This window comes from Parajatrophihabitans canadensis (genome assembly GCF_053764775.1).
This window is the reverse complement of sequence record NZ_CM132445.1, coordinates 2671581-2684191: the sequence shown is the minus strand read 5'-3', so window position 1 is coordinate 2684191 and position 12611 is coordinate 2671581. Positions and strand designations below refer to the sequence as shown.

The following is a 12611-nucleotide window of genomic DNA, read 5'->3' as shown; positions in this document are numbered from 1 at the left end:
CAAGGAGATGTTGTTAGTGACTGTTCGGGTTGGTATTAATGGTTTTGGTCGAATCGGGCGCAACTTCTTTCGGGCGGTGCATGCCTCGGGCGCCGACGTTCAGGTGGTGGCGGTCAATGATCTGACCGACAATCAGACACTGGCGCATCTGCTGAAGTACGATTCGATCCTGGGTCGTTTCCCGGCAGAGGTACGGTACGACGCCGAGAACATCATCGTCGGGGGTCAGCCGATCCGGGCGCTGGAAGAGCGCGATCCGGCCAATCTGACGTGGAAAGAACTCGGCGTTGACGTGGTCATCGAGTCGACCGGGTTCTTCACGAAGGCCGCTGATGCGCGCAAGCACCTAGATGGCGGTGCTCGCAAGGTCATCATCTCCGCGCCCGCCAGTGGCGACGACATCACGATTGTGATGGGCGCCAATCACGAGAAGTACGATCCGGCCAGCCATCACATCATTTCCAACGCCTCGTGCACCACGAACTGTTTGGCACCGCTGGCCAAGGTCTTAGACGATGCGTTCGGGATCGAAAAGGGCCTGATGACGACGATCCACGCCTACACCCAGGATCAAAACCTGCAGGACGCTCCGCACAAGGATCTGCGGCGGGCGCGCGCGGCGGCGTTGAGCATCATCCCGACCTCGACGGGGGCGGCCAAGGCAATTGGGCTGGTCCTGCCCCAGTTGCAAGGCAAGCTGGACGGCTACGCGTTGCGAGTACCGGTGCCAACCGGCTCGGCCACCGACCTGACCGTGACCCTGTCGCGAGAGACCACCGTCGAGGAGGTCCAGGCCGCTTACCGGACCGCAGCCGAGGGCTCCTTGAAGGGGTACTTGGTCTACACCGAGGACCAGATCGTGTCGGCGGACATTGTCACGGACCCGGCGTCCTGCATCTTCGACGCCACCCTGACCAAGGTAATCGGCAACCAGGTCAAGGTTGTGGGTTGGTACGACAACGAATGGGGCTACTCCAACCGCCTGGTCGACCTCGTCGGCTACGTCGGCGCGTCGCTCTAAGCCGGGATTGCTGAAGGCCATGCGCACTGTCGAGGACCTCATCCGGGTCGGCGTGTCGGGGCGGCGGGTACTCGTCCGCAGCGATCTCAACGTCCCGCTGAAAGCCGAAGAAGCTAGCGGGCGACGGGTCGTCGCCGATGACGGGCGAATTCGCGCGTCGCTTCCAGTGCTGGTGAAATTGCTCGACGCGGGCGCTCGCGTGATCGTTACCGCGCATCTCGGCCGGCCGGCCGGTGAACCTGATCCGCAATACTCGCTGGGTCCGGTCGCTGATCGGCTCGCCCAGCTACTGGGCATCCCCGTCCAGTTCGCCTTGGACACGGTTGGTGAGAGTGCGCGGCTCATGTCGGACGGACTCGGCGACGGGCAGCTGCTCTTGCTGGAGAACGTGCGGTTCAACTCGGGTGAGACCTCAAAGGACGACGGGGCACGGGCTGAGTTCGCGGCAGCCTTGGCGCTGCTTACCGGCGGCGAAGACGAGGGCGGGGCCTACGTCGATGATGCCTTCGGTGCCGTTCACCGCGCCCATGCCTCGGTGTATGACGTCGCAAAGCTGTTACCGCACTACTGCGGAGATCTCATCGCCGACGAACTTGCCGTGCTCAACCGCCTCACCGACATTGACACCGACGACGCGCAGCAGCGGCCGTACGTCGTGGTACTCGGCGGGTCGAAGGTGTCTGACAAGCTCGCTGTCATTCAGTCATTGCTGCCCAAGGTGGATCGGCTGCTCATCGGCGGCGGAATGTGTTTCACCTTCCTGAAAGCGCAAGGACTCGAGGTGGGTGACTCGCTTCTCGAAGCCGATCAGATTTCGACGTGTCGTCACCTTCTCGAAGAGTCCGGAGACAAAATCGTTCTCCCCAGCGATATTGTCACCGCCTCCGAACTCTCCGACGACGCCAAGACGTCGACGGTGTCTGTGGAGAAGATTCCGGCAGGACAGAAGGGCTTGGACATCGGGCCGAATACCGTTGCTGAGTTCGCAGCCATCCTCGGCAACGCCCAGACGGTCTTCTGGAACGGCCCGATGGGCGTCTTCGAACTTTCCCCGTTCGCCGAGGGCACCCGCGGTATCGCCGAAGCCGTGGCGACGGCCCATGGCCTGACGGTGATCGGTGGCGGCGATTCGGCTGCCGCGATCCGAGCCCTCGGCATCGACGAGAACAGATATGGCCACATCTCGACGGGCGGTGGTGCCTCGCTGGAGTACCTCGAAGGCAAGACCCTTCCAGGCATCACGGCACTGCAGGAAAACTAGATGGCGAAATTAAGCCGCCGCCCCCTGATCGCCGGCAACTGGAAGATGAATCTGAACCACTTCGAGGCGATAGCTCTGGTACAGAAGCTCGCGTTCACGCTCAAACCACAACACTTCGATGCGGTCGAGGTTGTGGTGCTGCCCCCCTTCACAGATCTCAGGTCCGTCCAGACGCTTGTCGATGGTGACCAACTTCGCCTGATCTACGGAGCCCAGGATCTGTCGCCACACCAATCCGGCGCCTACACCGGCGATATCTCGGGGCCGATGCTGGCCAAACTCGGCTGCAGCTATGTGATTGTTGGCCACTCCGAACGGCGCGAGTATCACCGCGAGGATGACCAACTAGTAAACGCGAAAGTAAAAGCTGCCTATGCCAACGAGCTTGTTCCGATACTTTGCCTTGGAGAGCGCTTGGAGGTTCGCGAGGCGGGTGCCCATGTCGGGTACTGCGTTGATCAGCTGACAGGTGGCCTCGCCGGCGTCAGCGAGGGCGATGCCGCGACGGTAGTGATTGCCTATGAACCGGTGTGGGCGATCGGCACCGGGCGGGTGGCAACGCCCGCTGACGCTCAGGAAGTGTGCGAGGCCATTCGGAACAAGCTGACGGAGCTCTACAGCAACGAACTCGCCGCTGGCGTGCGAATTCTCTACGGTGGATCGGTCAAAGCGGCCAACGCCACGGAAATCGTGTCACAGCGTGACGTTGATGGTGCGCTGGTCGGCGGAGCGAGCCTCGATGCCACGGAGTTCGCAGGGATCTGCGTAGCAGCAGGCGGTGGAGTCTTTAGCTGAAATCGGCAGCGGGCGCGGCCAGCACGTGTGATTGAAAGCTGCAACAGGTACCCTCTGAGAGCGTCACCGGATACAGATTCATCACCGAAATCTATCGAGATACAAGCGAGGCCGTACGTCCCATGATCGTGCTTCTGTCGATTGTCCTGATCATCGCGAGCTTGATGATGATTGTTCTCGTGTTGTTGCACCGCGGAAAAGGCGGCGGCCTGTCTTCGATGTTCGGTGGTTCGCTGTATTCCAGTCTGTCGGGTTCATCTGTTGTCGAGCGAAATCTGGACCGACTCACGATCATCGCCGGCGTGGTCTGGGCTATCTGCATCATCGGGCTTGGACTGTTGTACAAGGCGGGCTGAGCCACCCCCTAAACCGGCTTAGACCGACCTATCGGATCCACCGTGCTGACGGCGTTGAACAAGTAAGGGAGTGCAGACGTGGCTGGTGGCAACGCGATTCGCGGCAGTCGAGTCGGCGCAGGGCCGATGGGCGAGCGTGAACGGGGCGAAACAGCACCACGCCAGTGGGTGTCCTTCTTTTGCGCCAACGGCCACGAAACGACGCCGGCCTTCGCTATGGATGCCCCGGTTCCCGATAGTTGGGACTGCCCGCGCTGCGGGTTTCCGGCTGGCCGCGAATCTACAGCCCCGCCCTCGGCGCCACGCAATGAGCCGTACAAGACGCATCTGGCTTATGTGAAAGAGCGGCGAACGGACGCCGATGGCGATGCCATCCTGGAAGAGGCGCTTGCGCGCCTCCGCGCTCGCCGTGGTGAGTAGTTCATCGAGCAGTGAGTGAGCACTCCGCAGAGTAGTTCTGCGTTCGAGCGGGTGTGCGTTCGCGGCCGGCAGCGCCGATCCGGGGGCTCCTACTCTCTGGCTTGCATCGCGAGCCTCCGACGACGGACGACTCGTCCGAGTAGACAGCCACCCAGCACGAGCAAGACCAGGGCAGCGACTTCGTAGTTCTCCCAGGCGCGAGCGAGGTTGGCAGGTACGTCGCTCCCATTGTCGGCAGCGGTCGCGGCAACCGTTACTTGCCATGTTCCTTCAGCGACATCCCTGCCGTCGCCGGAGTGCAGATAGGTGATCGCCACCTCGTGAGCTCCGGGCTGCGCCGGCACGGTGAGCTCATAACCTCGGTCCGTTGGGGCCGGGCTGGGGGGAGCGGACATCACATCCGGGCGCCCACCATCTACGACCACCCGGATCCGAGGTGCGACGCCCCCTCCCAGATTTGGGTCGGTCTCGATCCCCTCTATGCGGACCCCGCCGTCCTCGCCCGCGACTGTGCTGACTTTGCCGCTCGGATCGCCATCTACCTTGAGAGGCGTGGTGGTAGTCGTCGCGTCGCCAGATCCCGCGCCGACGTTCACGGCCGTTACCTCGTAGCTGTGTTCACCGTCTGCAGCGGGAAACGCGAGGTCGAAGCTGTGACTCGCCGCGTTGGTGGCGCCGGATGCCACGACGGAGGCAACCGCGCTCGTGGCCGCGCCAGCATCCGGCGGCCCGGCCTCGCGAACGTCCACCGTCAGCGAACCGCTCGCATCATCGACGTCTGACGCCGAACCCGTGATGTGGACCGTGCTACCGGTCGCAGTTGCCCTCACGCCGGCGATTGTGGGTTCGTGCGCGGCTGAGTCATCCAACTGCCCGTCGGGCATGAGCGCCTGAGCTTCGGCGGTCACCATCGAACTGATTGGTTGCCCATATGTCGACGCGTCACCGTCAGTAAGGATCGCGACCGCGAACTGGTTGTTGTCGACGTAGCCGGTGGAATTGAAGACGGCGTTCGGCGAATCATTGCCGTCGTCGCCCCAGCCTTGCTTGATCGCCGCGCCGGTCGTTGCTGAGGCAATCCCGAAGAACTGATCGGTGCCATCAGCACCGTATTCGGTCGTGTGCGCCATCGCATTGATCAGCCAGGGTCCGACCACCGGATCTTTGGCCACCGCAGCGTAGAGGGAGACCATGCCTTTTGCGGTGATCTCGGTGTTGCCCCACCAACCGGCCTCTTTGGGCGCCGACCCCAGAAAAGGGATGTTGTAGTGCTCCGACACGTCCTCAAGTACGTTGTCTCCGCCCGCTAGCCCGTACAGCGAATCGGCATCGTCATCATCTGACTCTGTGATCATCTGATAAGCGGTGGACTCCGTCGCGCCGGTCATCTGCCCGGTCAACAGCAGCTCGGTCGCGATCAGCACCTTCGCGACGGACTCGCTGGCAAACTCGCCGCTGTCGTCGCCTGCACCGGTGTAGTCACCTGTCTGTAGGTCAAGGACAGCGATACCGGTTCGATAGCCTGCCGTCGTTGCGACGTCGGCCGCGGCCTGAGCATCGGAGGCGATCGAGCTGGCCTGACGACCAGTAACCGCCGCCGGCGCGGGCCCCGACGCCATAGCCGGCGAGATGCCGAAGGCGACGAGCAGCACTGTCGCGAGCACCGTCGCCAGCCCGAACCACCCTAATGGCCGGCGTGACCGGCGTCCCTGGCCTTGCACCCACACCCCTTCCGTCGTCGTGACCAGAGTGCCGACGCCAGCTGATGGCAGGGTTCGAATCGAATGTGTGGTGGTAAACGATTTGCTGTGAAATACGACAGAGCAGAGTTTTCGTGCACATCGGACAGCTAGCTTCGCCTGCCGAACGCAGGCAATTCCTCAATCGGCGTCGGGCTCTACCGCTGACCGGGAAGCTTGCTAGCCGCTTCGAGATCGACAAGCCAGAGCGTTCGATCGGTACCGAGGGCGCCGGCGGATGGGACCTTGGATCGTCCGGCGCCGCCGAGAGCCGACGCCACCGCGTCCGCCTTGCCAGTGCCCGACGCAACCACCCAAATCTCGCGAGCCGCGTTCAACCCTTTGAAGCTCAGAGAGATACGGTTCGGCGGCGGCTTCGGCGAATTACGCACGGCGATGACAGAGCTCGACTCGTCGTACACGCCTGGGTGCTCCGGGAACAAGGATGCGCAGTGTCCATCTGGGCCAACGCCCAGAAGCACAACGTCGAAGCTCGGTACGTCGTCCTGATCGTCCGGGCGGCGGGCCTCGGCAAGCTCAGCTGCGTAGAACGCAGCCGCGGCGTCGAGATCTGGCCCGAAGGTGCCGTCGCTGGCAGGCATCGAGAACAGGCGTGCCATCGAAAACGGTGCATGTTCGAACAGAATCTTGGCGGCAGGAAGATCATTGCGGTCAGGAGAATCCGCAGGCACGTACCGTTCATCACCCCAGAAAACGTCTACCTTCGACCAATCGACGGTGGCACTTTCAGACGAGGAGGCAAGTTGACGCCAGACCGACTCCATGATCGAACCCGCCGTCAGCACGAGCGCCGCCCGGCCGTGTGCGCGCTGCGCCTGCCCTAAGGTCGCCAGCGTGCGTCTGGCTACGTCCGAGGCGAGCTCGTCCGCACTTTGCTCAACTACCAGTTCGGGTTTTGCTGCCATCAGCAGTGATCAGCCTTCCTGAGCGGCCAGGGCCGGGTCATGCCAGATGTGCGTGCGAACAGCCGGGCGATCATTCAGTCCGGTCTGCCCCGATACCGCGCCGAGCGCTTCACCGTAGGGCGAATCAGAATCCAGCCGCCGCAATTCCTCAGCGAGCATGTCGCCGGTCGTGCGCTGCGGGAAGGGCTGGATGGTGTCCAGGAGCCCCGGCCGCCGCATGAGCAGCTTGTACCCCTCGTTTGTCATCTGGACGTTGTGGCCATCCTCGAAATCGACTGTGACCGACGAGATGTACTTGCCTTCCGCCTTCTCGACCGGCACGTAGATGCCGAGCCTGGACGACAGCCAGCCAGCGAGCAGTTGAGCGGATGGATCCACCGGATTGCCCTTGACGATGACTGATCGTGCGGGGGAGGACGCCGTATCGAATGCAGAGGCCAAGGCTGCCCGCCAAGGCGTGATGACCGTCCACGTCAGGTCAGTATCGCCAGGTGCATAGTCTCGTGCTCGTTGTTGCAGGGATGCGGCCGGATCGGAATCGCGAATTACATTGGTAATTCGTCTGTCTGCGAAAACCCCGAGCGGGTCGTGCGCAATTATCTCCGGAGTCTCGGAGTACCACCACGCAACAACAGGGGCATCCGGAGCCAGCAGCGGCAGAGTGACCGATTCAGCATGCAGAGCCAGGCGTCCGAACATACGCAACACCACCGATTCGCCAGGGCCGTGCCGCCCCCCGATCGACACCTCCGCATCCAGACGTGGCACCGGCGCCTCGATGTTGTGTCGCAGCACCATGATGACTCGCATCGGGTGTCGCGCAGCGGCGGTTGCCACGGCCGCCTCGACGTCGGCGGTGTCCTTTTCTTCGAGGACCACGACCAAGGTCAATGCCAGACCGCTGGTGACAGCTCCACCCGATCGCCGCTCTGCAGCCAGCGCCTGGACGACTGCGGTACCGGTTGTGTCCCAAAGAGTTGTCACCGTAAGTCTCCCGTCAAACTATGCGCAGCAGTCGCGATCATGGCCGTCGCCAGGCTCGTCCGTCGCCACCGAGCATCTCGTCGGCCAGTTTGGGTCCCCACTCGCCGGCGCGATACAGCTCTGGTGGGCGCGTAAGCCAGAACTCCTCGAGCGGGTCGATCACTCGCCAGGATGATTCGACTTCCTCGTTACGCGGGAAGAGCGTTGCATCACCCAGCATGACGTCGAGGATGAGGCGCTCATAAGCTTCCGGGCTCGATTCGGTGAAGGCCTCGCCGTAGAGGAAATCCATGGCGACGTCTCGCACTTCCATCATCGAACCGGGCACTTTTGAACCGAACTTCAAGGTGACCCCTTCGTCAGGCTGAACTCTGATCACCAACTGGTTGTGCCCGAGCTCTTCGGTGTCGGTATGACTGAATGGGAGGTGCGGAGCCTTCTTGAAAAGCACGGCGATTTCGGTGACTCGCCTTGGCAACCGCTTTCCGGTCCGCAAGTAGAACGGCACACCGGCCCACCGACGGGTATCGATGCCGAGGCGCACTGCGGCATAGCTTTCGGTGTTGGAGTCTGGCGGCACGTCCTGCTCACCCCGGTAGGCACGTACCCGCTCGCCCGCCAACCATCCCTGGTCATACTGCCCTCGGACTGCATAGCGATTCAGATCGGTCGGCAGCGTGATAGCCCGCAGCACTTTGAGCTTCTCGGTTCGAATTGCCTCAGCGGTGAATTCGACTGGTTCCTCCATCGCGGTGAGCGCGAGCAATTGCAGTAGGTGATTCTGCAGGACGTCTCGCGCCGCACCGGTCGCATCGTAGAACGCCGCTCGGCCCGCGATGCCGACGTCTTCAGCCATCGTTATCTGCACCGAGTCGACGTAGTTGGCATTCCAGACGGGCTCGAACAACTGGTTGGCAAAGCGCAAGGCCATCAGGTTCTGGACGGTCTCCTTGCCCAGGTAGTGATCGATGCGGAACACATCCTGTGCCGTGAAGACGTCGTCGACCAGGGCGTTGAGTTCTTTCGCGGATTCGAGATCGTGGCCGAAAGGCTTCTCGACGACGACTCGCCGCCAGCCGCCTGAGGCGGAGTTGTCGGCCATCTTGGTTCGTTCCATCTGCTTGAGGACAGTTGGAAACAACAGTGGCGGGATCGACAGATAGAAGGCGGCGTTTCCCTTGATGCCATGGCTGGAACGCAAGTCGTCGAGGGTGGTCGCGAGTTCGTCGAATGCGGCGTCGTCGTCGAACGATCCGGCAACGAACTTGATGTCACCCGACAGCCTTGACCACACCTCCTCACTCCAGTCCGTGCGGGCGTGCTCCTTGGCTGCTTTCTTCGCGAGCGCCTCGAATTCGCCATCGCCCCAATCTCGGCGGGCGAAGCCGAGCAGGACGAAGTCCGCCGGTAACAGACCTCGATTGGCAAGGTCGTAGATCGCCGGCAGCAATTTCTTGCGCGAAAGGTCACCGGTGACCCCGAAGACTACGAGCGCACACGGCTCGGGCACCCGCGGCAGCCGTCGGTCACCCGGGTCTCGTAACGGGTTCAGCCGTTGCATCGGGGATAGTTTCGGTCCCGAGCCCGCACTGATGGCATGCGGCGGATCCTGGCTCAGCGTCACGATGTCTCCTTGCTGACTCATCAGGTCGGCATCCGGCGGCGGGCCGGCCGACTGCTCCGAGTGCGCATTATCCGACGACATTGTTTCTTCGGCGTGCACTTCGCTCACTTCGCGGCTTCAGCATCCAACTGACGTTGCACACCCTCAAGCAGGACGGACCAGGCGTCCATGAACTTCTGCACGCCTTCGGTTTCGAGCAGTTCAGTGACGTCGTCGATTTCAATTCCGAGCTCGGACAGGTCCGAAAAGACCTTGCGGGCTTCGTCGTAGCCAGTGTTGGCGGTTGGACCGTCGATGACGCCGTGGTCGATGAGGGCGTTGAGGGTTGCCTCGGGCATTGTGTTCACTGTGTTGGGCGCGACCAACTCGGTGACGTACATCGTGTCCTCGTACGCTGGGTCTTTGACGCCAGTCGAGGCCCACAGCGGTCGTTGCAGGTGGGCGCCGTCGGAAGCGAGGGATTCCCAACGCTCACCCGAGAAGGCCTTCTCAAAGGCCTCATAGGCCAGCCGCGCGTTCGCAATTCCGGCCTTGCCGCGCACGGCCTTGGCCTCGTCGGTGCCGATCTTGTCGAGTCGCTTGTCGATCTCAGTGTCTACGCGCGAAACGAAGAACGAGGCGACCGAACGAATCGTCGACAGGTCTATTCCTGCTGTCCGCGCCTGCTCGAGGCCGGTCAGATATGCGTCAATCACCTGCAGGTAACGCTCGATGGAAAAGATCAGAGTGATGTTGACGCTCACGCCTGCGGCGGTAGCTGCCGTAATCGATGGCAGACCGGCGAGCGTCGCCGGAATCTTGATCATGACGTTGGGGCGATCCACCAACCACCACAGGGCCTTTGCTTCGGCCGTGGTGCGCTCGGTCTGGTGCGCGATCCGAGGGTCGACCTCGATCGAGACGCGACCGTCTTGACCCTGGGTCGTCTCGTACACGTGTCTGAGAACATCACAGGCCCAACGGATGTCATAAGAGGTAATCAGCCGGACGGCCTCCTCGAGCTTGATGTCGCGCTGGATCAGGTCGTGTAGCTGATCGTTGTACGCGTCGCCCAACTCCAAGGCCTTCTGAAAGATCGAGGGGTTGCTGGTTACTCCGACGACGTTCTTCGTCTCGGCCAGATCTTTCAGGTTGCCGGTGGTCAAACGCTCACGGCTGATGTCGTCCAACCAGATCGATACACCCTGGGCCGAGAGGTCCGCAGCGGGAGTGCTCATGGGGTTTGCTCCTTTGATGACGATGAATGAGCGCGGTTCGTGGGCGCGGATTCGCTAGCTCGAGAGAACTGCGATCAGGTCCCGGTCGTCGTGCCCGTGATCTCGCCTACTCGCTCCAAGCTGGCATGCGCGGCAGCTACGACTCGATCAGGCGTGAAACCAAACTGCTCGAACAGCACCGACGCGTTGGCGCTGGCGCCGAAATGATTGATCGCGACGATCTCGCCCGCGTCTCCCACGATCTCGCGCCAGCCTTGTGGAACGGCGGCTTCGACGCTCACGCGAGCTTTAACCGCTGGAGGCAGCACGTGCTGTTGGTATGAGCGATCCTGTTCGTGGAACCACTCAATGCACGGCATGGACACCACCCGCGTCGGCGTGCCTTCGGCCTCGAGTCGCTCACGCGCGGTCAGCGCGAGAGAAACCTCCGATCCGGTAGCAATCAGAATCACCTTTGCCAAGCCAGATGAGGCTTCCTCGAGGATGTAGCCACCCTTGGCTGCGTCGACGACCTTCGCGGCTTCGAGAACAGGCAGGTTCTGCCTGGACAGTGCCAGGCCAGCTGGGCGATCGGTGTGCTCCAACACGGTCTTCCACACCACGGCCGTCTCATTGGCATCGGCAGGCCTTACGACGTCGAGGCCCGGAATCGCACGCAGAGCAGCGAGCTGTTCGATCGGCTGATGGGTTGGTCCGTCTTCGCCGAGCCCTATCGAGTCGTGGGTCCACACGTAGGTAACCGGCAACTTCATGATTGCCGCGAGCCGCACGGGTGGTCGCATGTAATCGCTGAAGACCAAGAACGTGCCGCCGTAGACGCGGGTGCCTCCGTGCAACGTGATGCCATTCATGATCGATCCCATGGCATGTTCGCGGATACCGAAGTGCAGGGTGCGCCCGTACGGGCCGCCGGCCCAAATCTTCGTCTGATGCTCGGCGGGGATGAAGCTTGGCTCGCCCTCCATCGTGGTGTTGTTGCTTTCCGCGAGGTCGGCCGAGCCGCCCCAGAGTTCAGGCAGGACCGGCGCCAGTGCGGTGAGGACTTTGCCTGACGCGGCGCGGGTGGCCAGAGCGTTCGGCTTGCCATCCTTGTCCGCGGGGAACTGCGGTAGGTGATCGCTCCAGCCGTCCGGAAGTGTCCGAGTCGCCATGCGGTCGAAGATGGCTTTGCGATCCGGGTTCGCCGCGGCCCACGCGTCGAATCTCGGTTGCCAGTCGGCATGTACCGCGCGACCTCGGTCGACGACTGCGCGGGCGTGGGTCAGTACCTCGTCCGACACCGCGAACGTGACATCCGGGTTGAAGCCCAAGATCTCTTTCGTCGCGCGAACTTCGTCGTCGCCGAGCGCTGATCCGTGCGCCTTGCCGGTGTTCTGCTTGGTCGGAGCAGGCCAGCCGATTATGGTTCGCACCGCTATGAAGGACGGTCGGCCCGTTTCCGCCTTCGCTTTGGCAATCGCCTTCTCCAACGCGTCGACGTCCTCACCGGAGTCGACGTATTGGGTGTGCCAGCCGTAGGCCTCGTAGCGCTTGATGACGTTCTCGGAGAAGGCGACGTTGGTGTCGTCCTCGATGGAGATGTGGTTGTCGTCCCAAAGCAGAATCAGATTGCCCAGCTGCTGATGTCCCGCCAGGCTGGAGGCCTCGCCGGAAATGCCTTCTTCTAGGCACCCATCGCCTGCGATGACGAAGATGTGATGGTCGAAAACCGACTCACCTGGAGCGGCGTCGGGGTCGAAGAGACCGCGCTCGCGCCGCGCAGCCATGGCCATGCCGACGCCATTGCCGACGCCCTGGCCAAGCGGACCGGTCGTTGTCTCGACTCCGATCGTGTGGCCATGTTCGGGGTGGCCCGGCGTCAACGAGCCCCACGTTCTCAACGACCGCAAATCTTCGAGCTCCAGGCCGTAGCCGTTGAGATACAACTGGCAGTAGAGAGTCAGTGAGGAATGCCCGTTGGATAGAACGAAGCGGTCTCGTGCCACCCAGTTCGGGTCAGAGGGATCGTGGCGCATTACCTTCTGGAAGAGCAGGTACGCCAGGGGTGCAAGGCTCATGGCTGTGCCAGGATGGCCGTTGCCGACCTTCTGTACGGCGTCGGCCGCCAACAGCCGAGCGGTGTCCACCGCCTTGGAATCGAGGTCCGTCCACCATTTGGGATGGTTCTGAACAATTTCTGCAAGGCCGTCGGTGGTCTGAGACACGTGCCTCTCCTGATCTGCGGACGTTCCGGGCTCTATCAAGCACGAGCCTAATCTCTTTCACTTC

At 62.4% G+C, this 12611-nt stretch carries 11 protein-coding genes; 5 read left to right on the top strand and 6 right to left on the bottom strand.

Annotated features, from left to right (window positions below):
• Positions 1 to 16: 16 nt before the first annotated feature.
• The 5 genes from gap to ACSMXN_RS13040 all read left to right on the top strand — a co-directional run bounded on the left by gap (position 17) and on the right by ACSMXN_RS13040 (position 3853).
• Positions 17 to 1021 carry a type I glyceraldehyde-3-phosphate dehydrogenase gene (gene gap / locus ACSMXN_RS13060; protein ID WP_027139074.1) on the top strand — a complete coding sequence of 335 codons (1005 nt, stop codon included), beginning with the start codon at positions 17 to 19 and terminating at the stop codon, positions 1019 to 1021.
• Positions 1022 to 1040: 19 nt separating this feature from the next.
• Positions 1041 to 2282 carry a phosphoglycerate kinase gene (locus tag ACSMXN_RS13055; RefSeq protein WP_022911897.1) on the top strand — a complete coding sequence of 414 codons (1242 nt, stop codon included), beginning with the start codon at positions 1041 to 1043 and terminating at the stop codon, positions 2280 to 2282.
• Positions 2283 to 3077 (top strand): triose-phosphate isomerase, encoded by a 795-nt coding sequence (gene tpiA / locus ACSMXN_RS13050; RefSeq protein WP_022911896.1) that lies wholly within the window; start codon positions 2283 to 2285, stop codon positions 3075 to 3077.
• A gap of 122 nt (positions 3078 to 3199) precedes the next feature.
• Positions 3200 to 3433: a preprotein translocase subunit SecG gene (gene secG, locus ACSMXN_RS13045; protein WP_022911895.1), complete on the top strand. Its 234-nt coding sequence runs from the start codon at positions 3200 to 3202 to the stop codon at positions 3431 to 3433.
• A 78-nt stretch (positions 3434 to 3511) separates the two neighbouring features.
• Positions 3512 to 3853 carry an RNA polymerase-binding protein RbpA gene (locus ACSMXN_RS13040; protein WP_022911894.1) on the top strand — a complete coding sequence of 114 codons (342 nt, stop codon included), beginning with the start codon at positions 3512 to 3514 and terminating at the stop codon, positions 3851 to 3853.
• 89 nt (positions 3854 to 3942) lie between these two features.
• Here ACSMXN_RS13040 and ACSMXN_RS13035 read toward each other — a convergent pair whose 3' ends face one another.
• The 6 genes from ACSMXN_RS13035 to tkt form a co-directional block, all read right to left on the bottom strand.
• Positions 3943 to 5574 carry a hypothetical protein gene (locus ACSMXN_RS13035; RefSeq protein ID WP_155958264.1) on the bottom strand — a complete coding sequence of 544 codons (1632 nt, stop codon included), beginning with the start codon at positions 5572 to 5574 and terminating at the stop codon, positions 3943 to 3945.
• Between the two features lie 176 nt (positions 5575 to 5750).
• Positions 5751 to 6518: a 6-phosphogluconolactonase gene (gene pgl / locus ACSMXN_RS13030; RefSeq protein WP_022911892.1), complete on the bottom strand. Its 768-nt coding sequence runs from the start codon at positions 6516 to 6518 to the stop codon at positions 5751 to 5753.
• A gap of 9 nt (positions 6519 to 6527) precedes the next feature.
• Complete coding sequence (locus tag ACSMXN_RS13025; protein WP_022911891.1) at positions 6528 to 7502, bottom strand: glucose-6-phosphate dehydrogenase assembly protein OpcA; 975 nt, start codon at positions 7500 to 7502, stop codon at positions 6528 to 6530.
• 37 nt (positions 7503 to 7539) lie between these two features.
• A complete protein-coding gene (zwf, locus tag ACSMXN_RS13020; RefSeq protein WP_027139073.1) occupies positions 7540 to 9063 on the bottom strand; it encodes a glucose-6-phosphate dehydrogenase in 1524 nt (507 codons plus the stop codon).
• Between the two features lie 167 nt (positions 9064 to 9230).
• Positions 9231 to 10343 (bottom strand): transaldolase, encoded by a 1113-nt coding sequence (gene tal, locus ACSMXN_RS13015; protein WP_022911889.1) that lies wholly within the window; start codon positions 10341 to 10343, stop codon positions 9231 to 9233.
• A 74-nt stretch (positions 10344 to 10417) separates the two neighbouring features.
• Positions 10418 to 12517 carry a transketolase gene (gene tkt / locus ACSMXN_RS13010; protein ID WP_027139072.1) on the bottom strand — a complete coding sequence of 700 codons (2100 nt, stop codon included), beginning with the start codon at positions 12515 to 12517 and terminating at the stop codon, positions 10418 to 10420.
• Positions 12518 to 12611: the final 94 nt, after the last annotated feature.